At 26.0% G+C, this 26,661-nt stretch carries 18 protein-coding genes, 1 tRNA gene and 1 pseudogene; 9 read left to right on the top strand and 11 right to left on the bottom strand.

All coding sequences use genetic code 11. From position 1 onward, the window contains the following. The first annotated feature begins 8 nt into the window (after positions 1-8). Together SLY_RS01410 and sufU are read left to right on the top strand one after the other, a co-directional pair. Entirely contained in the window at positions 9-1,229 is a 1,221-nt protein-coding gene (locus SLY_RS01410; RefSeq protein WP_015637861.1) for an aminotransferase class V-fold PLP-dependent enzyme, read from the top strand. 11 nt (positions 1,230-1,240) lie between these two features. Continuing rightward, complete coding sequence (gene sufU / locus SLY_RS01405; protein ID WP_012359016.1) at positions 1,241-1,684, top strand: Fe-S cluster assembly sulfur transfer protein SufU; 444 nt, start codon at positions 1,241-1,243, stop codon at positions 1,682-1,684. A 753-nt stretch (positions 1,685-2,437) separates the two neighbouring features. Here sufU and SLY_RS01400 read toward each other — a convergent pair. From SLY_RS01400 to SLY_RS05870, 11 genes and pseudogenes are all read right to left on the bottom strand, one after another. After that, a pseudogene (locus SLY_RS01400) lies at positions 2,438-3,235 on the bottom strand (Bax inhibitor-1/YccA family membrane protein); the annotation flags it as partial. 142 nt (positions 3,236-3,377) lie between these two features. Further along, a complete protein-coding gene (locus SLY_RS05240) occupies positions 3,378-3,533 on the bottom strand; it encodes a hypothetical protein (RefSeq protein ID WP_158454209.1) in 156 nt (51 codons plus the stop codon). Positions 3,534-4,601: 1,068 nt separating this feature from the next. Next, complete coding sequence (locus SLY_RS04945) at positions 4,602-4,757, bottom strand: hypothetical protein (protein ID WP_081475350.1); 156 nt, start codon at positions 4,755-4,757, stop codon at positions 4,602-4,604. 318 nt (positions 4,758-5,075) lie between these two features. Further along, positions 5,076-6,080 carry a tryptophan--tRNA ligase gene (gene trpS / locus SLY_RS01395; protein WP_012359014.1) on the bottom strand — a complete coding sequence of 335 codons (1,005 nt, stop codon included), beginning with the start codon at positions 6,078-6,080 and terminating at the stop codon, positions 5,076-5,078. 78 nt (positions 6,081-6,158) lie between these two features. Then, complete coding sequence (locus SLY_RS01390) at positions 6,159-10,751, bottom strand: PolC-type DNA polymerase III (protein WP_015637855.1); 4,593 nt, start codon at positions 10,749-10,751, stop codon at positions 6,159-6,161. Positions 10,752-10,885: 134 nt separating this feature from the next. Then, positions 10,886-10,970, bottom strand: a tRNA-Leu gene (locus tag SLY_RS01385). 447 nt (positions 10,971-11,417) lie between these two features. Further along, positions 11,418-13,091 (bottom strand): arginine--tRNA ligase, encoded by a 1,674-nt coding sequence (argS, locus tag SLY_RS01380; RefSeq protein ID WP_015637854.1) that lies wholly within the window; start codon positions 13,089-13,091, stop codon positions 11,418-11,420. Between the two features lie 83 nt (positions 13,092-13,174). Next, positions 13,175-14,407 carry an AAA family ATPase gene (locus tag SLY_RS01375; RefSeq protein WP_235043291.1) on the bottom strand — a complete coding sequence of 411 codons (1,233 nt, stop codon included), beginning with the start codon at positions 14,405-14,407 and terminating at the stop codon, positions 13,175-13,177. Positions 14,408-15,020: 613 nt separating this feature from the next. Then, positions 15,021-15,689, bottom strand: coding sequence for a hypothetical protein (locus tag SLY_RS01370; protein WP_012359010.1), 669 nt, complete (start codon positions 15,687-15,689; stop codon positions 15,021-15,023). Between the two features lie 29 nt (positions 15,690-15,718). After that, positions 15,719-16,729 (bottom strand): lipoate--protein ligase, encoded by a 1,011-nt coding sequence (locus tag SLY_RS01365; RefSeq protein ID WP_015637853.1) that lies wholly within the window; start codon positions 16,727-16,729, stop codon positions 15,719-15,721. A 217-nt stretch (positions 16,730-16,946) separates the two neighbouring features. Further along, positions 16,947-17,096, bottom strand: coding sequence for a hypothetical protein (locus SLY_RS05870; RefSeq protein ID WP_148284452.1), 150 nt, complete (start codon positions 17,094-17,096; stop codon positions 16,947-16,949). A gap of 309 nt (positions 17,097-17,405) precedes the next feature. Here SLY_RS05870 and lysS point away from each other — a divergent pair, with 309 nt between their 5' ends. The 7 genes from lysS to pheT all read left to right on the top strand — a co-directional run bounded on the left by lysS (position 17,406) and on the right by pheT (position 26,621). After that, a complete protein-coding gene (gene lysS / locus SLY_RS01360) occupies positions 17,406-18,899 on the top strand; it encodes a lysine--tRNA ligase (protein ID WP_015637852.1) in 1,494 nt (497 codons plus the stop codon). 21 nt (positions 18,900-18,920) lie between these two features. Further along, entirely contained in the window at positions 18,921-21,677 is a 2,757-nt protein-coding gene (gene dnaE / locus SLY_RS01355; protein ID WP_015637851.1) for a DNA polymerase III subunit alpha, read from the top strand. A 320-nt stretch (positions 21,678-21,997) separates the two neighbouring features. Next, the gene (locus SLY_RS05725) at positions 21,998-22,354 is read left to right on the top strand and encodes an HAD family hydrolase (protein ID WP_041784296.1); all 357 of its coding nucleotides are present in this window, start codon (positions 21,998-22,000) and stop codon (positions 22,352-22,354) included. Continuing rightward, the gene (locus tag SLY_RS05720) at positions 22,351-22,770 is read left to right on the top strand and encodes an HAD family hydrolase (protein WP_320409185.1); all 420 of its coding nucleotides are present in this window, start codon (positions 22,351-22,353) and stop codon (positions 22,768-22,770) included. The genes SLY_RS05725 and SLY_RS05720 overlap by 4 nt, the downstream gene beginning before the upstream one ends. 16 nt (positions 22,771-22,786) lie before the next feature. Continuing rightward, positions 22,787-23,158, top strand: coding sequence for an ABC-2 transporter permease (locus SLY_RS01340; RefSeq protein WP_012359005.1), 372 nt, complete (start codon positions 22,787-22,789; stop codon positions 23,156-23,158). 15 nt (positions 23,159-23,173) lie between these two features. Further along, positions 23,174-24,205 carry a phenylalanine--tRNA ligase subunit alpha gene (pheS, locus tag SLY_RS01335; RefSeq protein ID WP_012359004.1) on the top strand — a complete coding sequence of 344 codons (1,032 nt, stop codon included), beginning with the start codon at positions 23,174-23,176 and terminating at the stop codon, positions 24,203-24,205. Then, the gene (gene pheT / locus SLY_RS01330; protein WP_015637850.1) at positions 24,192-26,621 is read left to right on the top strand and encodes a phenylalanine--tRNA ligase subunit beta; all 2,430 of its coding nucleotides are present in this window, start codon (positions 24,192-24,194) and stop codon (positions 26,619-26,621) included. Before pheS ends, pheT begins: the two co-directional genes overlap by 14 nt. Positions 26,622-26,661: the final 40 nt, after the last annotated feature.

Genomic DNA, 26,661 nt, shown 5'->3' with positions numbered 1-26,661 from the left:
ATAATAAAATGGAGGCACAAATAGTGTTAAAAAACCCTTTGCGATCGCTTTTTCCCATTTTTAAAGCCAACCCCAAACTTGTTTATTTTGATTCTGCTGCAACTTCTTTAAAACCTAAAAAAGTAATAGATGAATTGACTTCTTTTTATTATAATAATGGAATGGCTAATAAATCTTTTGCTTTTTTATCATCTCAAACTAATTTATTGATTAACGAAACTAGAAAAAAAACTGCTTTTTTTTTGAATTGTTTACCTGAAGAAATTATTTTTACTAAAGGAACTACTGATTCTCTTAATTTATTGGCTCAAAGCTTAGGCGAACTTTTAGAAGAAGGAGATGAAATTATTGTATCAGAATTAGATCACAATTCTTCTGTGCTTCCTTGGTTAAAACAAGCCAAAAGAAAAAAAGCCAAAATAGTTTTTGTTCCTTTAGATTCCAACAATAAAATAACGGTTGAAAATTTTTCAAAAGTTTTAACTAAAAAAACTAAAATAGTAGCTTTAACACACGTTTCTAATTTATTAGGGTACATGACACCTATAAAAGAAATAATTGATTTATCTCATCAACAAAACACTTTAGTGGTCATCGATGCTGCTCAATCAGCGGCTCATTTTCCTATAGATGTTAAAGCTTTGAATTCCGATTTTTTGGCTTTTTCGGCCCATAAATTATATGGCCCTTTTGGAGTAGGTGTTTTATTTGGGAAAATTTCGCTTTTGAAAAAATTAAAACCAACTTTTTTTGGAGGTAACTCCATTCAAGAATTTTCATTAAATGATTTTGTGTTAAACGAACCTCCTCATAAGTTTGAAGCAGGCACCCTTAATATTGCAGGAATTATTGCTTTTAAAAAAGCTTTAGAATTTATTCAAGAAATTGGTTTTGAAAAGATTCAAAGCATTGAAAAAAATATTTATCAAGGAATCATCAAAGAATTAGAAAAAATTCCTGAAATAACTATTTATAATCCTCAATCTTTGGACATTATTTCTTTTAATTTCAACCATATTCATGCTCATGATGTAGAAAATTTTTTAGCCCAAGAAAATATTTATGTAAAAACAGGTAGGTGTTGTGCTTTTTTGGCAGCAAAAAAAATTAACCAGACAAGTTTAGTGCGTATTTCTGTAGGTGTTTATAATAATCAAGAAGATATTGATATTTTAATTAAAAATTTAAAAAAAGCACGAGATTTTTTTATAAAATGTGCTAAAAAGTAAAAGGTTTTAAAATGTTAGAAATAAATAAATTATATCGCGATATAATTATGAAACATTATCAAGAACCTCAAAATTGGGGTTTATCACAAGACAAAAGCTTTATTTCTTTGACTCATAAAAATATTTCTTGCGGAGACTCTATTGTTTTACAAATTAAGTTTGGCGGCCAAAAAGCCAATCAAAAGATAGAAGATATTAAATATAAAACTCAATCTTGTGCTATTTGTCGCGCATCAGCTAGCTTAATGTCACTTTATTTAAAAAATTTAGAAATTAATCAATGTTTAAACAAAATAAATACTTTTTTAGCTATGATTAATAATCAAGATTTAGATGAAACAAAAATAGAAAAAGAATTATTATTATTTAAACATTTTTGTCAATTTCAAGGAAGAAGAGTTTGTGTTGCTCTTCCTTGGCAAGCTTTAGAAAAAATAATTCAAAAAAATAGATAATAGATAGAATAAAACTACCTTTCGAGGTAGTTTTATTTTTTAAAAAAATGTGATTATTTTTTTATATTTCATCAATTTTTTGGACATTTACTTTTTTTAAAATGATCTAAATTATTGATTAGTAATATTTAATATTTGAATTAAAATAACAACTGATTTTTAATTTATGATGTAAAAAAAATTAAAAAATAACAATCATTTTTAAAATAATTTATATAATTATTTGGACTTTGTTATAACAAGTTGCACAATGGTTGTAAAATAACACCAATATAATAATTTATTGAATCTTTCTTTGGATATTTAAACTGATTTTTTTTATTAAGATGGTTTTTAACAAAAAGAAGTAATGACACAAGTAAACTAATAAAAAGAAACTTGCATAAAAAAATTCATATTCCAAAAATTTTATTAAATAAATTTGATAATAACACCAACAAAATAATTGTTAAATATTTTATAAACCATAAAAAAACTCTTCTGAAATAAACAAAATAAAACAACTAGTTTTTAGATGTTATTTTTTTATAATAATTACCCAAAGTATCATTGAAAATAAAACAATTAATTATTTATATATAAAGTTAGTAAATATTTTTTAATTACTCGATTTTTCAAAAGAAAGATCAATAAAAAAAGCCCTTAATAAAGAGGGCCGTTTATGAAAAATTAAAGTTATTTTTTTATCACTACACTTTTTAATTTCATATAATAATGTATTTAGTTTCCATTAATTATGTATTGTCATCTATTTTAATTGGAAACAATTTTTTTGATTAACTTAATAATTCGTATCATAATAGTTAAAATAAGCATAAAAATATTGATCAAACTCACCAACATTAATCCAATTAACAACCATTCATATTTTTTAGGTATTTGTTTTTCTACAAAAATATCCACTTGTTCTAACATTAAAACCCAAATAAAAGCACTAATTACCAGTCCCAAAATAGACCATAGCAATATAATTATATGAATCCACCAAAAAGAAAAAGGACGTCGATACAAATTAAGTGATATAGAAACAAAATAAAAAATAATAAAACAAATAGCAATCAAGTAACGTTTTTGAGGAGTAATCACAAGTTTTTTGGAATAATATAAATAAGACATCAACCCAACAACCAAAAGAGTTCCCAAAAAAGGAATATAAAAAAATAATGCTATATAATTACTTTTTATATTAAAAGCCATTTGAAAGAGAGCATATTGAGCACCGAAAAAATATCCCCAACCTACACTTAAAATGATAGTAGTGAATTTTAACAAAGACAAATACCAATAAAAACCTATTGCCCATAACAAACCTGCTAAGAACATTATACAAAAAGATGAAAGAAATACAAAACTTTGAACATTGTTTGCTTCTACTTCTGGCGCAATTTGATGTGTAGGGCGAGTCAACTTATTTAAAATAGGGATATTATACTTCAAATATTTCGCATTTTCATATGTTTTTAAGTAGTTATAAGTTATTAAACCCACAAATAAAGTAATGAAAGATAAAATAATAAATTTTAATAAAATACTAAATCGAGTAGTAGGATTGCTAGAAGTCGTTGTTAATTGATTTTTATTTTTAAGTTGTTGTAACCTTTTTTTAAAATATAGTGTGGTTCATCATGTTGTTTTTGAGTTAATAAGTGTCGAACCTTCTTAGAAGGATTTAGAAAATATTCAAAAAATTTCATTATTGTTTACCTTCTTCTTTTAATTTTCCACCATAAATATTTAAGGAATGATTATCTGCAAATATATTTTTGGTTTTTAATATATTAATTAATAAATGGTCGGAATCACTAATATTTGTTTCCGCAACTAATTTATAATATTTTAGTGTTATCATCTTTCTGTTTACATTAATAAACATTTATTTGTTCTTCAGGAACAAAATGAATTAAAAATCCAATAGTTTTTTCATAGCTATTGTTGGTAATATCAAAAGTAATTCTTTTTTAAATTTTTAACTGTTTCTTCTATTTGTTCTTTTTTATCGTAAGTTGTAATAACACTTGGAACAAAAATTTTACCCAAAAACCTACCTACTGTTTTTTTCGCAGCTTTTTTTAAAGCATTTTTAGCGATTTTATGACCAACTTTTTGATTTATTTTTTTCTAAATTATTTTAATTTTTGTTTGAAAAAGCGTTGTGATGAAATGTCTGCATCTTTTTGAGGATCAACATTATTTATATCTATATTTTCCTTGGGGAAATATTTTTTTAGACATTTTTGTTTTAAAAAAATATTCTTTAAAACTAAAAAAAATAATAGATAATTTCATATTCTTTAAAAGCAACAAAACAAATTAATTAAATTAAAAAAATCTATAAGTTTTTTTAATATTGGAGATGATAGGTGTTTTCATATTTATTTCCCCTCCTATTCTTTTTATATGTATATTCTAACAAATTTTTTGATGATTTTAATTGTTTTTTTGAATTCTTTAATGTGTTTTATAATTTGTTTGAAATTTGTAAAATCACAAACCCTTTATAATGGAGGGCATTTTGTGTAAATTTTAATTTTTTAGAACTTAAAAATATTTTATAAAATCTATAATTGCATTTTAAAACTCATTATTTTACTCTTATATGACACTTTTTATTTTTTAAAAACTTTGCAAAGACTGATTTATTCAGGTCGGTCTTTTTTTGGTTTCTTTGAAACTTAAAAAAATAATTTTCAAATTTTTTCTAAAAACGTTTTTCCAAAAAAACATCACGGGTATGGATTTCTAAAATAACAAACAAAAAATATGACATATTTGTCTAAATTGTATTTGTTTGTGGTTTATTGGTGGAAAAATATGCATCATGCATTTAATAAAATATGAAAAAATGAGACAATTTTTAATTTAATTCAAGTATTTTTTAATTTGAAAATTTGTAATTATCACAATATTTTTTTGAGTTTTAAAAAAAACTAAAACAAAAGTTGTTTAAGTTTTGAAAACAGTTCAGTGCAACTAACAGAAACATAATCAATTGCATGACATCTTGGTGCAGTTGCTTCATCGCTTTAAAAATATATTGGTGTTTTAGAATATTAAAATCAGTTTCTGCAATCATATCGCTAACTGATTCTATTTTTTTGGAGTCTAAAAGTAAAACCCCCTAGTAAAGATCGCTTGCCTTCATTCATTATCTTTTTCTCCTTTTTGATTTTTTTTTTTTTTGAAAAGATATGAAAATTATTTTTTTAGTTTATACATTATTTTATTTATAAAAAAACCAAAAGCCAATAATTAAAATTTCTAATAATAAAATTGGGTACAAAAAAAGACCGACTTAAATAAGTCAGTCTTAAAGAATTTTAAAAAATAAAAAATTGTCCTAAATAATGTAACAGTCCACACATTTAAAATTTTATCCAACTTTCAATATAATTTAAAATCTCATAATTCCTATTTTATTTTGTACCTCTTTGATTTTAGCATCTGCAATCAGACGAGCTTTTTTGGCCCCCTCATTTAAAATTTCATCTAATTTAGGGTTATCAATTAAGTGATAAAATTTTTTTTGTAAAGGAATAATAAATTCTATAACAGCTTCATAAATTTTATCTTTTAAATATTTATAAGAAGATGATTGAAATATTTTTTCACTTTCTCTTATGCTAATTTTTTTTAAGGCAGAATAAATGGTTAAAAGGTTAGAAATACTCGGCTTATTTTCGGGGTCGTATTTGATGAACGTATCAGAATCTGTCACAGCAGCCATAATTTTTTTCTTAATTATTTCAGGTTCATCTAAAAGTAAAATATAATTTTTATCATTTTCAGTTTCGCTTTTGCTCATTTTTTTTAAAGGTTTTTGTAAACCTTTAATTTTTGTTCCTAAAGGATTAAAAAAAGCTTCGGGGATTGTGAAAGTATTACCGTATAAATGATTAAACCTAGTGGCAAGAGTTTTAGTTAGTTCTAAATGTTGTTTTTGGTCTTGGCCGATTGGAACAATGTTGGCATCGTAAATTAAAATATCCGCTGCCATTAATGTAGGATAAGTGAATAAAGAAGTTCGCATACCATTACTATTTTGTTTGCTTTTTTCTTTATATTGAATCATTCTTTGGAGTTCATTAAAATAAGAATTACATTCCAAGAGATAACCTAAATAAGAGTGTTCAATAATTTCTGATTGGATAAATAAGTTTATTTTTTTTGGATCTAATCCTGAAGCCAAATAAAGAGCTGCTACTTTTTTGATTTGTTTTTTTAGTTGCGAGGGTTCTTGATAAAAAGTAAGGGCATGCAAATCAGCTATAAAAAGGTAAAAATCAAAATTTTTTAAATTTTTTTGCAAAAAAAGCAAAGGTTGCAAAACGCCAATATAATTACCTAAAGTTAAATCCCCCGTTGGTTTAATACCTGATACTAATCTTTTTTGGATCAATTTTCAATCCCCTTTTTATCTATTTTATCTATTTTTAAAAGAATGTTAGTTTTTCCAAATAGAAAATTATTAATTTTTTTATTCTTTGGGTAAGGATTCTAAAAGATTTTCTTTTATAATTTGTTCAAATATTTTTTTGTTAACCCTAGAACGAGTGCGAAAATCTTCTTGAGTAAAAGGTTTGTCTTCGCGAGTTTTTATAATTTTTTTAGCAGCAATCATTCCTAAACCATCAATGCAAAGCAAAGGCATTCTCAAATAATTATCGTTTTCTATTTTAAAAACATCAATATCTGATTTATTGAAATCAACGCTTAAAAATTTAAAACCACGTTGTAACATTTCTTTGGCTATTTGGAGAGTGTTAATCAAAACCGCTTCTTTTGCTTTGATTTCATTTTTTTTAAGATTATTGATTTTGTTTTGAATAATTTCTGGATCATTGCTAATCATAATTTGATGATCAAATTGTTCTGCTCTTTTGGAAAAATAACCACTATAAAAAATCAAAGGAGCATAAACTTTAAACCAAGCAATTCTTAAAGCCATAATAACATAAGCAGTTGCATGGGCCTTTGGGAACAAATACTTGATTTTTTCAGCTGAATCAATATACCAGTTTTCAACTTTTCCTTCCATCAAATTTTTATAATCTTGCCAAGTTTTTGGATCATTTTGTGGTTGACCTTTGCGGATGAATTCCATGATTTCAAAAGCTTTTAAAGCATCAACACCTTTATCTTGCAATTGCAACATAATATCATCGCGACAACCAATAATGTCATCAAAAGAAATATTTTGGTTTTTATATTTTTCAAAATCACCCGTTTGACCAATGACATCTTTAGCGTTTTTAAGCCAAACATCGGTTCCATGAGAAAGCCCAGAAATTTTAACTAAATCAGCAAAATTGATATTTTTTTTATGATTTTTTTTAATATCTTTTAACATTTGTTTAACGAAGGTTGTTCCAAATTCCGGAATCCCTAAAGAATCGATTGTAATTGTTTCATTTTGAGCAGAAGTTATTTTCATATCTTCAGAAAATAATTTATAAACTTCAGGATCATCTAAAGGAATTTCTTGAGCTTTTTTAAAAGCGAATTTATTTGGATTTTTTTTAACACAATCCATTAAAAATTTAATCATCATAGGATCATCATGGCCTAAAATATCTAATTTAAATAAATTATTTTCAAAGGAATGATAATCAAAATGAGTTGTTTTCCATTCAGAATTGGTATCATTGGCCGGAAATTGAATTGGTGTTATTTCATAAATGCTTCGATTCGGCGGAACAATAACGATTCCTCCTGGATGTTGTCCAGTTGAACGTTTGACTCCTTCAATTTTGGTTGTTATTTGGGATATTTTTTGTTTACGCCAATTTTTGTTAGCACTTTCAACAAAACCCTTTACATAACCATAAGCATTTCTTTTCGCAATTGTTTGAATTGTTCCAGCTCTAAAAGCATGTTTTTCGCCGATTAAATTTTTAATGTAATTATGAGCTTTAATCTGGTAATCGCCTGCAAAATTAAGATCAATATCAGGAGTTTTATTTCCTTCAAACCCTAAAAACGTTTCAAACGGAATATCATGACCGTCTTTTTCAAGGGGAGATTGACATTTGGGGCATTTTTTATTTTCTAAATCATAGCCTGAAAAAACTTTTCCTAAAGCATCATAATAACTTTGTTCTTCTAAAGAATAATATTTTTCTTTTTCTTCTGGTTTTGTTTTTATAATAGTATAACAACAATTAGGGCAACGATAATGCGGTCTTAAAGGATTAACTTCGGTAATATCTAACATGGTAGCCACCAAAGATGAACCGATGGAGCCACGAGAACCTACCAAATAACCATCTTCTAAAGATTTTTTAACCAATAAATGAGATAAATAATAAATAGGAGCGATATCTTGATTACTTGTAGCATCATTAACATCACCAATGATACTGTTTAATTCTTGTTTTAATCTTTTATCAATCAAAGGATGAGGGTTTGGCCCATATAATTTTTGAACTTTTTTTTGCACTAAACTTTGGATTTCTTTTTTGATGCTTGGTATATTTAAAATATCTTTAAAAGCATCATCTTTTAAAGAAAAAAGTTCTTTAGTGAAAGGTTGAATTTTTTCGATTTTTGAATTAAGCAAATGAGTGTTATCAATTATAATTTCACGCGATAAATGGTCATTTTGCAAAAAGTTAAACGCCTCAAGCATTTCTTGAGTGGTTAAAAGATGGTTGTTTGGTAAATTGCAATCACCATATTTAGATAATTTATGCAACCCGCCTCCTACTTGTTTTGCTTTAATGTAAATTTGACGATAATCTTTTTCCCAAGGATGTATATAATGGACATCTCCGGTAGCAATGATGATTTTATTTTGTTTCTTTGTTTCTTCGATAATTTTTATTAAAGTAGAGTGAATGATTTTTTCTCCCTTATCACCTAACTGAGAAATTAAGTGTTTGTAAGCTTGAGGGGGATGAATTTCAATATAATCATAAAAAGAAATTGCTTTTCTTAATTTTTCAATGTTGGAATTCAAGGCTATTTCAAAAATATTACTATCATAACAACCACTACCAACCAAAAGACCTTCTCTATGTTTGGATAAACTAGATTTTAAAACTCTAGGTTTTTTATAAAAACCATCTGTTAATGCAGCACTTAAAAGTTCAAAAAGATTTCGATAACCCTTTTGATTGGCTACTAAAATATTGATATGATAAGATCTTTCGTATTTAGGATCAATGGGATCTTTTAAATCAAAAAAATTTGTAATTAATACGTTTTTGTCATTTTTACTAGCATCTGATAATTGATCAATCATCTTAATAAAAACTTGAGCGGTTGTGTTTGCATCACTTAAAGCACGGTGATGTTCTTCCATTTTTACTTTAAAAACTGTAGCTAATCTTTTTAAAGAAAAATATTTTAAAAATTCACTGAAAAAACGTTGTGATAATGTCATCGTATCAATTACTGGTTGTGGTTTGTATGCTATCCCTAATTCTTTTATTTTTTCTTTTAAAAAAGTTATATCAAAAGTTGCATTATGAGCAACTAAAACGCAATTTTCAATAAAATTTAAAAAATCAGGCAAAACTTGGTCAATTGTATTTTTTCCTTCCAACATATCATCTGTAATGTTTGTGATGTTAATAATAGTTTGGCTTAGTTTTTCTTGGGGATTAATTAAGGCTTGGAATTCTTGTATTTTTTTACCATGTTTAATTTTGACCCCAGCGATTTCAATAATTTTATCTCTTGTGCTTGAAAAACCAGTTGTTTCTAAGTCGAAAACAACATAAGTGGCTTCTTTTAAATTAAAATCTTGAGTTAAATTATCTTCTATTTGATTAGTAATATAAATAGGTCTTTCTTGAATAAAATCAATTTCTAATCCATAAATTGGTTTGATTTTTTTTCCTTTGGAATATTCATATATTTCAGGATAAGAATAAATGCCATCATGATCGGTAAAAGCAATTGCTTCATGACCCCATGATTCTGCTATTTTCAAATACTCTTTAGCACTATTAATAGCATCTAAATTAGACATTTTTGTGTGTGTGTGAAATTCGATTCTTTTTTTGCCTTCAAATTCATCTTTTCTAACCGGAAACAAAGTAGATTGGCCTAAAATATTGATTTTGTTTTGGTCGAAAAGCAAATGGACATCATCCCAAACGCTGTATTTAATTTCTGCTTCTATTTGAATTTTTTGGTGTATTTGGATATTTTGATTTAAAATTTCTGCTTTTTTTTCTTTGGAAACTTTGGCTTTGATTAAAATAGCGTCTCTATCTTCAATTGAAAAGCCATTGTTTTCTTCTATAACACAACTAAAATAAAATTCTTTCCAATTGTATTTACGAAAATTACTTTCTGTAATGGTATGAGCCAAAAGACCTTCAACGATAAAAGTTTTTTGAGAATTGTTTTTTCCAAATTCTTCGAGTTCTTTTGGAGATTTAGGAATATCTCGTATTTTTAAAATTTCTTCATTTTGGTTTTTTTTGTCATTTGTTGTATTTGTCATATCTTTGCCAACTTTTATTTTAATTTTGTCATCTTTTTCTAAGATAAAATCATTTTCAAAGCCATAAAAAGAGTAAAAAAACTCTTTTAAAAGTTTTGTTTTTTTATTTAAAGTTAAAAAAGATTCAGGATTGACAGAAATTATAAATTTTTTATTTTGGCATTTAATTTGAAAATCATCGTTTTCAAATGTATCCAAATCAGAATATTTTTTTTGGATTTTTGCTTTGGGAATAATATAACGATAATAACTAGGAAAAAGGGATGTTAAATAATCAAAATTTTTGAAATTTATGCGATATTCCATCTCAATTTCGTTTTTTACATAATTATCCAACAGTTCTTTTTTTTCTTTGTCTGTTAGTTCATCTTTTTGTTTTTCTTTGAGAATTGTTTTTATCAGATATTCTTTTTCTTTTTCTTTGAGAAAAATTTTGAATTGACCTAAAAAAGTTTCTAAATCATGAACTAAAAGTAATTTTTGAAAGCTGATATGTAAAATCAATTTATTTTTGGATTCTAAAACCAAAACTTTTTCTAATTGAGGATTTTGAAAATAATTTTTATCAAAACCATTTTCTTTTATAAATTGTTGAAATGCGTTGTTATACATCAACTTGCCGCCTAATTTTATTAAAATAAAACAATATTAATTTAAAACAAGTGCATAATAAAATAAAAAAACCACGTGACTTGCATATTGCATGTGGCTTTTTTTATTTTATTATTTTTAAAAAAACATTTAATTTATGGTACTGATGATCGGACTCGAACCGACATGAGAGTTACTCGCTTGATTTTGAGTCAAGTGCGTCTACCATTCCGCCACATCAGCTTCAAATATATTTCAATTAAAAAATAAACACGATACTTATATATTATATCAAGAATTTTTTTAAACGTTGAATATTTTTTAATAAAAAAACATTGAAAAAATTTAGTGGCAATTTTTTCCTAATTTTTCTTTTTTTGAAAAATAAACTCTACTCTCAACTACAAAATTTAAATATTTCATTATTCATGGCAATGATGATAATTTATCCCTTTGAGGACTACAACAATTATTAATTTTTTTAACCATTCCATCTTTTTTTATTTATTTTTGGTTAAAATTATAATTGCTGAGTCCTCTTTGGTTTTATATTTTGGATAGTGTAAAACAATAAAGTCTCTGATTATAAAAAATAAAAATTAAGTGTATTTTCTAAACTTTATTCAAAATTAATTGGTGATAACGGAAAAAAAGAAGCAAGTATTGTGTTTTAAACTTTTATTCTCAAATTTACATGCTTTCTAAAAAAGGAATTCCTAAAATTCTTAAACTTTCTTTAATAACAATTAAAACTGCTTTAATTAATAAAAGATTAGTGTTTTTAATTATTTTATCGTGAGATAAAATTCTTTCTTGAGCGTATAAACCATTAACATTTTGAGTTATTTTGATAAGATGTCTAGACAAAATACTTGGCATTTTTTCTTTTTGGCTTTTTTCTAAAATCCAAGGAAATTGACTTAATAATTTGATTAAAGCAAAATAATGATTTTGTTGATATATGTTTTCATCAATTAATTGAAAATCTATTTTTTCTTTTTTTAAAAGTGAATTAAGGCGTGCGGCTGTATATTGCAAATAAGGGGCTGTTTGTCCTTTGAATTGTAAAATATTTTCAAGGTTAAAATCAATATCTAAATGCCTGTCATTTTTAAGATCGTTAAAAATAATAGCTCCAACAGCGATTTTTTGAGCAGTTTCTTTGATGTTAGTTAAAGACGGATTTTTTTCTTGAATAATTTTTTCGGCTAAGTTTGTTGCTTGATTAATAACATCCATCAATGTAGTAAATTTATGATGTCTTGTTGAAATTTTTTTACCATCCATCAAAACCAAACCAAAATTAATATTTTCAATTGTAACATCGTGATATCCCATTTTTTTAATAATTTGATCCAATTGTTTAAAATAAAGTTTTTGTTCGTTTCCTACTACATACAAAATAGTTTGACAATTGTAAGTTTTGTAACGATATTTAAGAGTGGCCAAATCGCGAGTTAAATATAAAGTGCTGCCGTTAGTTTTTTGAATTAAACCAGGCGGTAATTGATCTAATTCTATTAACAACATTTTTTCTTCTTCTTTTAAAAGTTTTTTTTGGTGTAATTCTTCTAAAAGTTCTTTTATTTGATCGTTATAAAAAGACTCTCCTAAAAAATAATCAAAAGAAACTCCGAGAATTTTATAAATTTTACAAAATTCATTTAAAGAAACATCGCGAAAATACTTCCATAACTCAAGATATTCTTTATTCTTTTTTTCTAATTGTAAAAAGGCTTCGTTGGCCTCATCGTTTAATGTTTGGTTTTCCTCGGCTTTTTGATGAAACAAAAGATAGAGTTTTTGGAGTTCGTTGATAGGATCTTTTAAAATTTTTTCTTTTTGACCCCATTTTTGATAAGCAACAATCATTTTTCCAAATTGAGTGCCCCAATCTCCTAAATGGTTAATCCCAATCACTTTAAAACCTAATTTTTGATAAATGTTTTTTAAGGCATTTCCTAAAACAGTTGAACGAAGATGACCAACAGAAAAATTTTTGGCAATATTAGGCGAAGAATAATCAATAACTACAGTTTTATTTTTGTTTGGTTGGTCCCCGTAATTACTTTGAAGACGATTTATTTCTAATAAAATATTTTCGGCTACAAGTTTTCTTTTTAATTTAATATTCAAAAAGCCATTTAAAAACATTATTTCTTCTATTTCTTCAGTTTTAATTAATTCTTTTTCGATATTCTTAAAAATTAAAGCTGGATTCAATTTTTGTTTTTTAGCATAAGCGAATAAAGGCAATGAAAAATCAAAATCATAATTATTAACTTGTTCTTGCAAAAAAACATCTTCATTTAAAAGTTTTTTTAAAGTTTTTTCTATTTTTATTTTGATATTTTCTAAAGTCATTTTTTTACTTTCCTTATTAATCTAAATGATTTTTTCAAAAACCATTCTTTTTTTTTGGAAGGAAAAACAGTTTCCATTCCCTTTTATTTTTGGGAAAATTCAGTTATTCCTAATGCAATACGATTAATTGCTTTTTTTAAAGTTTCAAAATCAATCAATTCTTTTTTGTCTCTAATTGCCAAAATGGAAGCTTCATTCAGAATAGCTGCTAATTGAGCTCCTGTCGCCCCTTCAGTGATTTTTGCAATTTCTTCTAAATCGTTATTGTTTATTTTTTTATTTTTTGCATGCAATTTTAAAATGGCTTCGCGGGCTTTGATATCTGGTAAATTAATTTTAAATTTGCGGTCAAATCTTCCAGGTCGCAATAAAGCAGGATCCAAAATATCTGCACGATTAGTGGCAGCAAAAACAATAACTTTATTTAATGTTTCAAAACCATCCATTTCGACTAAAAGCTGGTTTAATGTCTGGTCTTTTTCATGACTGCCGCTTGTAACAAATCCTGTTCCTCTTTTCATCCCCAAAGCATCAATTTCGTCAATAAAAAGGACACAAGGGGTATTTTTTTTGACTTCTTGAAACATATTTCTAATGCGTGCAGCACCAAGGCCTACATACATTTCAACAAATTCAGAACCAGAAAAGAAATAAAAAGGGAATTCTAATTCGTTAGCTAATGCTTTTGCAAGTAACGTTTTACCAGTTCCTGGAGGACCGTATAATAAAACCCCTTTGGGAATGTTAATGCCTAGATTTTTGTATTTTGTGGGGTTTTTTAAAAAATCAACTAATTCATATATTTCTTTTTTTTCTTTGTCTAATCCGGCAATATCTTGAAAAGTTATTTTTGAATTATTTTGATAAATTTTCTTTTTCAAATCATTTTGGGTTTGTAAAAATTGGTTTTTGATTTGAATCATAATATAAAACATAAAAATAAACGAAGAACTAAAAAAAATAAAGCGAAAAAAAGATTCTAAATAATTAGTTTTGGTATCGCTTGTGACTTTTGGCAAAAAATCTTTATAAGAGTTAATGTTTTTTAAAAAAATTTCATACAAATAATTAGAAACATAACAATAATATTTGTTGTTTGAATATCCTTGAGCTTGAATAAGATAATATTCTTTAAATAAGAAATTACTATTTTTTTTATAAGTATAATGGATTTTTTCAATTTGTTTTTCTTTAATTTTGTCGATTAATGTATAAAAATTAATCAAAAATGAACCCTTTAATTGACTTTTTTCTTGGATAAAATAAAAGATTTCTAAAAAAGAGATGAATAAAATAAATGAAATAATCAAAATCATGATGAAAAAAATAATTTTGTTTTTTAATAAAAAACGTTTGAAAAACACTAAATATAAACTCCGATTTGTTTGAAAATTATCTAAAAAAACTAATTTATTTTTTTATATTACATGAACTTAAAAAAACCTCAATCACAAGATTATTGATAAAAAGATAAAAAAACTATAAGAAAATTAAGAAAACAGAAATAAAAGACATTAAAGGACGATATTTAATCTTAAAAAAAGAGTAATGTTTTAGGGGGGGTTCTATCAGACTCCAATAAAAACATTCAAACTCTTTTATTTTTGGGTTACCAAAAAAATTAATGCTTTTTTTAATTTCTTGATCTGGTTTGTTTTGTTGTTGTTTTATCCAAAGATTAAACTTATGAATTATTTACAACCATTTTAACAGTTTTAATGGAAATGTTAAAACATTTATCTATTAAAAAGACATTATTTAATCTTTAAAAAAACATTTTGTAATAATTATTTTGATATTTTTGTAACAAATCAATTCAAAAAAATCTCGCTAAATTTAAATTATTTTATTTTTAATAATTATTTAATATCTCCAAAATAAGTATTAGGTTTTAAAAAACAATTAAAAAAACCTTCACAAATTTTAAAATTAATTTGTTTGCAAATTATCTAAAACCTCTAACTTGTCTTTTAAACGTAAATTAATTAAATAAAGCAAAACTCCAATTATAAGATTATTAATAACAACTGATAAAAAACTATAAGCAACATTAAGACCTGTAGAATATTTCCAATCAGAAACAAACCGCGTCAAAAGACTGCTGTTTTGATCTTGAAAAAACTCGTTTTTTAGTAAATCAATAAATAAAATACTTGAAAAAATTTGAACTATACTAATGATTGTTAAAGTGATGACTAAAGGCCATTTTTTAAAAAGTTGATTTCTTTTTTTTTGATAAAACAATCCAGATAAACAACAAGCAAGATAAGGCAAAAAAAACCGATAAAGAAAAATTTTTAATTCCAATCCATGATGATCATGATTGTGAGAATGTTCTGGTAAGAAAAAATCCATCAAAAAACGCTCAAAGGAATAATGAATTAAAAGATATGTTAAATTGGCAAAAAAACTGTATTTAAATCCAAAAAGAAAGCCAATTAAAATAATAAAAAGTAATTCAATTTTAAAAAAAGAATAGTTGCAAGCAGTTCCGAAATTAATAGTATATCGAAAAATTAATTCCAAAGAAAAAGTTAAAAATAATAAAAACGAAGTTATAATAATTTTTTGTAAAGTTTTTTTTTGATCATTTAACATAAAAATATTCCTTTATTTTTAGCAAAAAACTAATAACTAAGTTTTTCTGCTAAAAACCCTTCCTTTAATAAGTTTAAAAAATCATCATTAGTAGCATCAAGAATATAAAGATTAATGTCGTTTTGTAACAAAACTTTTTTTAAATGTTTGACTTGGTAGCTAACTCCTTCAAAAGCCTGACAAAACTCTTTGAGGGTATCTTCTTTGTGAAAGAAATCTCCGATTAAAGCTAAATTTTGAATTCTGCCAAATCTAATCTTTAAAAAAATTTCTAACATACCCCATGAAAATCGTCTTTTAAGGATTTTGGTGTGTTCGGGTTGTTCTAAAAATAAAAAATCAGGTAAACTATATTTTACGGCATCTTTTTCGATTGTTTTGATTTCTTCCGGATTTAATGAATAAGTCTTAACAGTTAAAGATTGAGAAAGGTATTTCATAAAAGCTTCTTGAGACATTTCTTGGGGAAGGTATTTTTTTAGATTGACAACTCTCGAACGAACGCTTGCAATTCCTTTAGAAATAAGTTTTTGATCGTTTGGAGTAATTGCATTAATCATGGTATTAAAATCGCAATCATAAAGCAAAGTGCCGTGAGTGACCATTCCATTTTGATTTTGCAAAAAAGCGTTACCAGAAATTTTTTTACCTTCCAATAAAATATCGTTTCTTCCACTAAAAACCGCTTTTAATCCTAAGTTTTGTAACGCAAGAACTATTTTAGATAAATAAGGTTTAAAACTAAAATTTTTCTCTTTTTTGGTAATAATACTATAAAGTGGGGTTTTTGGGTCGTTATAAACACAACCCCCGCCGGTAGGCCTTCTAAATAAAGCAATTTTATTTTTTTGAAGGTAATCTAAGTTAACTTCATTTTCAATAATTTGGTTTTTGCCAACAACAACTCCTTTAATTTTCCAAAGAAAAAAATAACTTTCTGTTGGGTTTTGTTTTAATAAATGATTCAGAACATAAGCTTCTAAAGCATAGTAAAAATAAGGTTTTAAATCGCAAGGGCGATTAGTTTCGATTAAAATCATAAAATACCTCTTTCAATTATATTATAACATTTATTTTTTTCTTTTAAAAAGTAGTCGGAGTTAAGTTCAAAAAAATAGTTTAAATATAGTCTTTAAAAAAAGGACGTTGATGAATAAAATTGTTGGCATGTTCCAAAAATTTATAGACGCTTTTTAATTTAATTAATTTGTTTTGTTGATTTTAAAGAATATAAAATTATCACGATATTTTTAAGTTTTAAAAAAATTTTAAGACTAAAAATAATTTTTCAAATTTTTCTATAAATATTTTTCTAAAAAAATCATCTCCCTGCATTGCCTTAAAAATATATTGGTGTTGAGTATTATTAAAATCGGTTTCTGCAATTATATCGCTAACTGAATCTATTTTTTTTAGAGTCTAAAAGTAAAACCCCTAGTAAAGCTCGTTCATCTTCAATCATTATCTTTTCTCTTTTTTTGAAAATATTTTTTTGAAAAGATATGAAAAGTATTTTTTGGTTTTGAGTACAAAAAAAGCCCGACTAAAAAATAAGTCAGTCTTCAATAATTTTAAAAAATAAAAATTGTCCTAAATAATGGAATAGTCCATATTTTTAAGCATAATATATGGCAAAAAAACATTATTTTTTTGGTATAATTATAATTATAATGTTTTGAAATAAAAAATGAATTAATTACGTTAGGAGACAATTAAATGAATAAAAAAATGACAGAACAAGAAGGAATTAGACACCAAAAAATAGAAGAATTGAAAAAATTAAAAACTGAACCTTTTGGTAAAAATTTCACTTGTTCGCACACAATTGAAAACATTATTTTAAATTATCAAAACATTGATCAAGAATGGTTCGAAGAAAACAAAGTTAATGTAAAAATTGCAGGAAGAATTATTTTAAAAAGAGGACAAGGAAAAGCCGGATTTTTACATCTACAAGATTTTAATTTTAAAATTCAAGTTTATCTTAGATCTGATTTATTAGGGGATGCTTTCCTTCTTTATCAAAATTGTGATTTAGGTGATATCGTAGGGATTAAAGGTTTTTTGTTTAAAACTAAAACAAAAGAGCTCACAATTAAAGCTCTAGATTTTATCCATTTAACTAAATCTTTAAAACCATTACCAGATAAATTTCATGGTTTGCAAAACCGCGAAGAGATGAGAAAAAAACGTTATTTAGATCTTATGGTTAATGAAAAAAGTCGACAAGTTTTTTTAACTCGTAGTTTAATTATCAAATCAATTCGTAATTTTTTTGATAATGAGGGCTTTTTGGAGGTAGAAACCCCCATTTTGCAACCTTCTTTGGGCGGAGCTTCTGCCAAGCCATTTATTACTAGCCATAACGCTTTAAATTCTGATTTTTATTTAAGGATAGCTACCGAACTGCCTTTAAAAAAATTAATTGTTGGTGGTATGCCAAAAGTTTATGAAATTGGTCGAATTTTCCGTAATGAAGGAATGGATGCAACCCATAACCCGGAATTTAGCACTATAGAGGCTTATCAGGCTTATTCTGATATACAAGGAATGATGGAATTAACTCAAAAATGTCTTCAGTATATTTGTCAAACTGTTTTAAAAAGTTTAGAAATCAATTACCAAAATAAAAAAATTAGTTTTCAAACTTTTCAAAAAATTAGCATGACAGATGCTATCAAAAAAGAAACAGGCATTGATTTCCAAAAAAAATTATCTCAAGAAACTTGTTTACAATTAGCAAAACAACATGATATCAACGTCATGTCTCATTTTAGTCAAGGTCATATTATTGAAGCTTTTTTTGAAAAATACGTTGAACATAAATTAATCCAGCCTACTTTTATTTACGGCCATCCTTTAGAAATTAGTCCTTTAGCCAAAAAAAATCTTAATGACCCTCGTTTTACTGATCGTTTTGAACTTTTTATCGCTGGAAAAGAATTTGTGAATGCTTTTAGCGAATTAAACGACCCCATCGAACAAGAAAAACGTTTTTTAAATCAATTAAAACAAAAAGAATTAGGTGACGATGAGGCTTGTGAAATGGATTATGATTTTTTAGATGCCTTAAGTTACGGTATGCCTCCCACTGGTGGGCTCGGAATGGGAATTGATCGAATAGTGATGCTTTTAACCGATACTCCCAATATCCGTGATGTTATTTTATTTCCTCATTTCAAAAATAAAAACATTATTAAGAAAAAATAAATTTAAGTAAAGGTTTTAATTATGAGAGGTGTTTTTTATTTACAAAGCTATTATTCTTTGTTGGACAGTTTATTACCTTTAGAAAAATTAGTTTTAAAAGCTAAAGAAAATGATTATGAATTCGTTGCTTTAAGTGATGATTACAATTTATACGGAATGCCAACTTTTTTGCAATTGTGTCAAAAACACGATATAAAACCTATTTTAGGCCTTAAAATTAATTTTTTATGGAAAAACCAAACAGGTGAACTTTTGGTTTATGCCAAAAACGATCAAGGAATAAAAAATTTAATTCAATTAGCAACTGCAAGCAAAAAAGAAGCTCAAAGCCATCTCCATCTAGAACAAATAGAAGCTTTAGGAAAAGATTTATTTATTATCATTTGCGGACTTTGTCCTTTTTGGGAAAAAATTTTTGTCAACGACCAAAAAAATGAATTTCAAGAAGTATTAGAAAAATTAAAAACAATCTTTTCTGAAATTTTTTTAGGAATTTCTTTTCAAAGTTTTTTTTTAGAAAAATTATCCGATAATCTTATAGATTTTAGCACTCATTTTGAAATACCTTGTTTGCCTGTCAACAAAACGAATTATGATGATGCAAAAGCCCAAGAAACTTATCAAATTTTGGCTAAAATGAAAAACAAAACAATTGATTCTGAAATAGATTTATCTTTTTTAACTAAAAGTGAGTTTGATATTAGATATCAAAAATATCCACAAATCATGGATTCTTTAAAACAATTAATTCCTAAAATTAATTATCAAACTCCTTTGAAAAAAAATTTTTCTTTACCTTCTTACCTAGATTTTATTGAAAAAAAAGAAAAAGATTTACCTAAAGAAGTTGATTTCGAAAAACCGGAAAAAAAACTTTTTCAAAACTTGGATGCAAAAAAATATTTAAAAAAAATAGTTTATCAAGGATTAGAAAAATTTTTAAATCCTTCAAAATCAAAATATGAAAAATACGCCCAAAGAATTAACGAAGAATTAAAAATCATTAATGATTTGAATTACGAAAATTATTTTTTAATTGTAAGTGATTTAGTCAAGTACGCTAAAAAAAACAATATTTTAGTAGGTCCTGGAAGAGGTTCTTCTTCTGGTTCTTTGGTTTGTTTTTGTTTAGAAATTACAGAAATTGACCCTTTAAAATATAATCTTATTTTTGAAAGGTTTTTGAATCCTCAAAGAAAAACAATGCCAGATATTGACCTTGATTTCCCTGATAATAAAAGAGAAATAGTAATTCAGTATATTCGTCAAAAATACGGTTTACATCACGTGGCAAATATTATTACTTTTGGAAGTTTTGCCAAAAAAAATGCCATCATTAAAGAATTATTGAAATTTAAAAAATTAATGCCTTTTCAAGAAAAACAACTTTTTCATTTTTTAGAAAACCAAAAACCAAACCAAATAACTGATGATTTAGATGACCAAATCAAGAATTTGTTACAAATAGCATCATTTTTAGAAGGCCTACCTCGTTTTACAGGAACCCATCCTGCAGGGATTATTTTAAGCAAAGATAACTTATTACAAAATATTCCTTTACAAAAATCAAATCACCTAAATTTATTGCAAACTCAATGGGAAGCAAAAGAATTAGAAACAATGGGTTTGTTAAAAATAGATTTATTAGGCCTTCATAGTCTTACTATCATAGAACAAATAATTGCAGCAATTAAAGAAAGTCAAAAAGATTTTAATTTATTTTCTATTCCTTTAAATGACCCCAAAACTTATCAACTTTTGTCAAACGCAAAAACATTGGGAGTTTTTCAATTGGAATCTGGCAACGCCAAAAAGATTTTAACCCGCATGGCTCCTAACAATTTTGAAGATTTAGTTGCCTTATTAGCTTTGAATCGCCCAGGTCCCATCGATTCTTTTGATTTGTTTTTAAAAAATCGCAAGCAATTCAATTCCCAAAAAATTTATTTTGATTCGTTGATTGATCATATTTTAAAACCAACTCATGGAGTCATCCTTTATCAAGAACAAATTATGCAAATAGCTTCCCTTTTTGCCAAATATAGCCTAGCTGAAGCAGACCTTTTTCGAAGAGCAATCAGCAAAAAAGATAAAACTGTCTTATTAAAAGAAAAAAAATATTTTCTTGAAAAAACTCAAAAAGAAGGTCACAGTCTTTCTTTATCTAATCAAATTTATGATTATATTTTAAAATTTGCTAATTATGGTTTTAATAAAAGTCATAGTGTTGCTTATTCTTTGATTAGTTATCGTATGGCTTATTTAAAAACTCACTATTTTATTGAATTTATGACAATTTTATTAAATGATTCTCTTAATGATCCTTTGCAAACTAAGGCTTTATTGAAGGAAGCCTTTCAAGCAGGAATTACCTTAGTCAAACCAAATATTTTTGTTAGCTCTGATCAATATTATTTCAAAAATAATCAATTATTTTTACCTTTAAGCTTAATTAAAGGAGTGAATAGTAATTTTTGTAAAGAATTAATCCAAGAGCGTCATAAAAAAAATTTCACTTTATCTTTTAAAGAATTTAAACAAAGGTTATTTTTTTGTTTAAACGAAACTATTCTCACTAATTTAATTTTAGGTGGTGCACTTGATCAAATGGGTTTGAATCGAAAAACTTTATTTCACAATCAAGCTTTAAATGAAGTTAAATATTATCGTTTTTTACCAAACTATCACATTGTTGAATATGAAGAATTTTTATCACATGAATTAAAAGAAAGACAAAAAAAGGTTTTTGGTTTTAACCTTGATGATTACATAAAATAATGCATCAATAATTACGAATGATAATAAAAAAGTGTTTTTTTGGATATCGTTTATATCTTCTATAATAATAAAAAAAGATTATCTTTTGGAAAAACCAAGAAAATTAATTAATAATTATTATATAATTATTCTAGGAAAGATTAGTTTTTTTAATTTATGACGGAAAAGAGATTATTTTTTTGATATTGATAATACTTTATGCAACAATGAGAAAAATTATTCCTCCTCAAACCCAAAAGTTATTGCATTAATTTGCAAAACTGAGAAATTAATTAATAATTATTTATATAATTATTCTAGGAAAGAAGGTTTTTTAATTTATGACGAAAAAGAGATTATTTTTTTTTGATATCGATCATACTTTATATAACAATGAAAAAAAAATTATTCCTCCGCAAACCCAAAAATTATTACATCAATTATCACAAAATCGCAATAATGTTTTAGGAATAGCTACCGGCAGAAGTCAATCAGGACTTAGAGTTTTACAAGAACTTAAAAAATTGTTTCGTTATTTTATTGTTTTTAATGGAGCCATTACTTTTGAAAAAGAAAAAATCATCCAAAAACAAGTAATACCTCTACAAGATGTTTTAAAAATTAATCAAAAAGCTTTAGAAGCTGGAAACCAAATTTTTAATTTTTCTTTGGAAAAAAAAACAATCTTTTTCAAATAGATGCTGATAGTAAAGAATTTATGATTAATGAAGAATGCGGCCAGCAACCATCCTTAAATGAACCCATTTATAAAATTAATTTATTTCATCATGATGTACAAAGAGTAGTTAATTTTTTAAAGGAATTTAGTCAATTTAATGCTTATTTTTGGAAAAGTGGCGCTGTCAGTTTAAGTGCCAAAGTAGTTAGTAAAGCTTATGGAATTGCACCCATTCAAAAATTATATCCCGATCATCAGTTAATTTGTGTGGGAGATGGTTGCAACGATGAAGAAATGTTTCGAGCAGCTAATTTATCTATTCTTATGGAAAACACTAAATACGACTATTTAAAAAAAATAGCTAAATTAATAGCCCCTGATATTCAAAACGATCGTTTATTCGATTTTTTTCAAAAACATGACTTAATATATTAAAAAGGAAATTAAAAAAATGAATACAATCCCAAAAAAAGCCGTCATTAAAAAAAATAAATTGCAACCTAGTGACAGCCGTCCTTATACAAATTTATTAAAAAATAAATATTTTCATATAGCAATTTTTTTTATTGCTTTGCTTTTGAATTTAGTCATTATCTATTTATTGAAAAACACATATTTCACCGACGATCCAGCCGATTTAGAAACGAAATGCCATTTAACAGCGATTTTTTCTGGGATGTTTTTAGGAGGATTTATTTTAGGAATTAAAAAAGGAACTATTGGCGTTTCTTTAGGAGTCTTTTTAGGAGCTACTTTGGCAATGTGGCTTTCTTTTTTAACTGAAGGGAATATTATTTCTTGGATATATCGGCTAAATTCTTAAAAGAAAGGAAATATTATGCATAATAAAATCAATCTTTTAAAAGAAAAATTTGAACATGATTTAGCAAAAAACAAAAATAGTTTAGAAAATTTAATTTATTTAGAACAAAAATTTTTAGGAAAAAAAAGCTTTTTGCAAGAATTAAACCAAACTTTAAAAAATATTCCTTCAGAAAAAAAACCTGCAATCGGAAAATTAATCAATGAATTTAAAAAAACAATTATTTTATCTTTGCAAAAAGAAAAACAATATTTAAAAACGCAAAAAATGAACTTAGAGTTAATGCAAGAAAGTGTTGATGTGAATTTACCGGGTTTTAATTTTTCGACAGGAAGCATTCACCCTCTTTACCAAATTATCGAACAATTAGAAGATTTATTTTTGTCTTTAGGATACGAAATTAAAGATGGCAATGAAATTGAAAGTGATTTTTATAATTTTGAAATGTTAAATATTGGCAAAAACCATCCCGCCCGAGCAATGCAAGATTCTTTTTATATTAACCCCCAAAAACTTTTAAGAACCCACACTTCCAATATTCAAGTTAAAGAAATGTTGGCTAATGAAGGGAAACCATTGAAAATTATTTCTTCTGGTAAAGTTTTTCGCAAAGATAACGATGATGCCACTCACAGTCATCAATTTATGCAATTAGAAGGATTGGTTATCGATCAAAAGATTAATTTTTTGAATTTAAAAGAAACCATTTTAACAATCATTAAAGAACTTTTTGGCGATTCTCAAGAAATAAATATAAGACCTTCTTATTTCCCCTTTACAGAACCAAGCATTGAAGTTGATTTAGTAATTCGCAAAAAAGATAACAGTAAAGAATATTTAGAAATTTTGGGAGCGGGTTTGGTTCATCCCCAAGTTTTGTTGAATGCTAATTATAATCCCGAAAAATATCAAGGTTTTGCCTTCGGAATTGGCATCGAAAGAATTGCTATGATCAAATATCAAATTGAAAATATTCGTCATTTTTATCAAAACGATATCCGCTTTTTAAAACAATTTTCAAAGAAGGTTAAACATGAAAATTCTTGAACCCATTTTAAAAAAACATTTTTCGAATTTACCCAAAACTAATAAACTTTTTGATTTGATTAATAATTATATTAATGAAGTCGAAACTTTGCGGCCTATTTCTCAAAATACTAATTTAGTTGTTGGAAAAATTCTTGAATATCAAAAAATTACTGGCTCACAAAAACTCAACTTAGTTACAGTTGACATAGGAACAAGAATTTTAAAAATTGTTTGTGGCGCCACTAATTTAGATAATAACGGTAAAGTAATTGTTGCTTTAGAAGGTTCTTTTTTAGAAGGTTTTCAAACAACTCTTAAAAATAAAAAAATTTATGGTGTTTTTTCTGAAGGTATGCTTTGTGCTTTAGAAGAATTAGGAATTGATTCTTCCATTTTAACTTCAGAAGAAAAAACCGGCATTTATTTTTTTCAAGACACGCAAGATGAAATAAAATTAGGTAGTAACGCTTTAATTCCTTTAGGTTTGGCGGGTTTTTTTTTAGAATTAGGAGTCACTCCTAATCGTGCCGATCTTTTATCTTATTTTGGTTTTGCAAAGGATTTAGCTGCTGTTTTAAAAAGTATATCTTTTTCTGATAATACTTTTACTGATGATTGTGGTGATTTTTCCAAAGACAATCAAAGTTTAGAAAATGTAGAAAACTTTTTTGCTACTAAAAAAACTTCTCCTTTAAAAGTAAACCTTGAAAGCAATGCTTGTTTAGAATATCATGCTTGTATATTAGAAAATATAACAATCAAACCCTCTCCTTTGTGGTTAAGAAATACACTTTTACATTCAGACATAAAACCAATCAATAATGTTGTTGACGTTACAAACTTAATCATGCTTGAATACGGAATTCCTTTGCATGCTTTTGATTCTTCAAATATTAAAGAAATTAAAGTAAGACAAGCCCTACCACAAGAAAAAATTACAACTTTAAATGAAAACGCCTTTGAATTAGACTCTCGTGATTTGGTTATTACAGACGGAACAACTCCCATTGCTTTGGCAGGTATCATAGGTCTTTTGGAAAGTGGTATCAAAAAAGACACTAAAAACATCATTTTAGAATGTGCTTATTTTAAACCAGAAAGCATTTCCCAAACTAGCCAAAAATTAAAAATTAAAACTATGAGTTCTTTGCGTTTCGAAAGAGGAGTAAACCCCGAATTAATCCCTTTGGCTTTAAAAAAAGCATGCGAACTTTTAATCAAACTAGCTGATGCAACAATAACTTATCAACCGATAAATAAAAAAAGCGAAGTCATTAAGCCAAAAGTAATTGATTTAAATTTAGATGATGTCAAGAAAAAAACGGGCATTACGTTTTTATTATCTCAAACTAAAAACTGGCTATTAAATCTAGGTTATCAAATTTTGAATGTAGACGGCAACAATTTAAAAGTAATCCCTCCTTTTCGTAGATATGATATTAAAATTAAAGAAAATGTTATTGCTGATTTAGTCCGTCTTTACGGCTGCAAAAATTTACTTGTTAACAAAAAAAACCAAAATAAACAAATTAAAATGACTTTAAAACAAAAAAACCTCAGGGAATTAAAAAAAATCTTGGTTAATTTAGGTTTTTACGAAACAGTAACTTATAGTTTAATTAGTCAAGAAATGTTTGAATGTTTTAATTATCAAAAAGAAATAATCCAAATATTAAACCCTTTATCGCAAGATAAAGTTATTTTAAGACAAAGTTTATTAAGTGGCTTAATTGAAGTAATGAGCTACCAACACAAAAGAAAAAATTTTGATAATGCTTTTTTTGAAATCAGTAAAGTGTATCACCCAGAAAAAGAAAAATTAAGCCTAGGTTTGATTTTAAGTGGTAAAATATTGACTGGCGGTTGGCAAAAACAAGATATCACAAGTTCTTTTTTTGTTTTAAAAGGTGTTGTGGAAAAAATAAGTTCTTTTTTAGGCGTTGATCTAACCTATCAAAAAAGTTCTTCTAATCTTAATCTTCATCCAGGGATTCAAGCAGGAATTTTATATCAAAATGAAATAATTGGAAAAATAGGAAAAATACATCCTAATTTAAACGAAAAACATCATTTAAAAGACAGTTTTGTTTGTGAAATTTTGTTATCAGACCAATTATTAAACAAAAACTATAAAATTGTATATCATCCTATTAGCAAATTCCCTGTTGTTACCCGCGATTTGTCTTTTTTAATTGCTTCTCAATATGCTTTTTTAGATGTTCAAAAAACTATTCAAAAACATTCCTTCCTTGATTTAATTGATTGTCAACTTTTTGATGTTTATCAAATTGATAATGACAAAAAAGAGCTATCTTTAGCTTTTCGCTTATCTTTTTCCAGCCCTTTTAATAATTTAGAAAAAGAAATAATTGACCAAAGAATGAATATTATCGTTGACAATTTAATTCAAAATTATCAAATTAAAATAAGGTAGTTTTTTTTGGTTTTTTCCGCTTCTTGATCTATCAAAATCT

Source organism: Strawberry lethal yellows phytoplasma (CPA) str. NZSb11 (assembly GCF_000397185.1).
Lineage (GTDB): Bacteria > Bacillota_I > Bacilli_A > Acholeplasmatales > Acholeplasmataceae > Phytoplasma > Phytoplasma australiense.
Note: the sequence above shows the minus strand (reverse complement) of the source record. Positions and strands in the feature narration are given on the sequence as shown.

Coding starts and splice junctions, on each gene's coding strand:
- SLY_RS01410 (WP_015637861.1), top strand. CDS start 9: ATGGAGGCACAAATAGTGTTAAAAAACCCTTTGCGATCGCTTTTTCCC.
- sufU (WP_012359016.1), top strand. CDS start 1,241: ATGTTAGAAATAAATAAATTATATCGCGATATAATTATGAAACATTAT.
- SLY_RS05240 (WP_158454209.1), bottom strand. CDS start 3,533: ATGATAACACTAAAATATTATAAATTAGTTGCGGAAACAAATATTAGT.
- SLY_RS04945 (WP_081475350.1), bottom strand. CDS start 4,757: ATGATTGCAGAAACTGATTTTAATATTCTAAAACACCAATATATTTTT.
- argS (WP_015637854.1), bottom strand. CDS start 13,091: ATGACTTTAGAAAATATCAAAATAAAAATAGAAAAAACTTTAAAAAAA.
- SLY_RS01375 (WP_235043291.1), bottom strand. CDS start 14,407: ATGATTTTGATTATTTCATTTATTTTATTCATCTCTTTTTTAGAAATC.
- SLY_RS01370 (WP_012359010.1), bottom strand. CDS start 15,689: ATGTTAAATGATCAAAAAAAAACTTTACAAAAAATTATTATAACTTCG.
- SLY_RS01365 (WP_015637853.1), bottom strand. CDS start 16,729: ATGATTTTAATCGAAACTAATCGCCCTTGCGATTTAAAACCTTATTTT.
- lysS (WP_015637852.1), top strand. CDS start 17,406: ATGAATAAAAAAATGACAGAACAAGAAGGAATTAGACACCAAAAAATA.
- dnaE (WP_015637851.1), top strand. CDS start 18,921: ATGAGAGGTGTTTTTTATTTACAAAGCTATTATTCTTTGTTGGACAGT.
- SLY_RS05725 (WP_041784296.1), top strand. CDS start 21,998: ATGACGAAAAAGAGATTATTTTTTTTTGATATCGATCATACTTTATAT.
- SLY_RS01340 (WP_012359005.1), top strand. CDS start 22,787: ATGAATACAATCCCAAAAAAAGCCGTCATTAAAAAAAATAAATTGCAA.
- pheS (WP_012359004.1), top strand. CDS start 23,174: ATGCATAATAAAATCAATCTTTTAAAAGAAAAATTTGAACATGATTTA.
- pheT (WP_015637850.1), top strand. CDS start 24,192: ATGAAAATTCTTGAACCCATTTTAAAAAAACATTTTTCGAATTTACCC.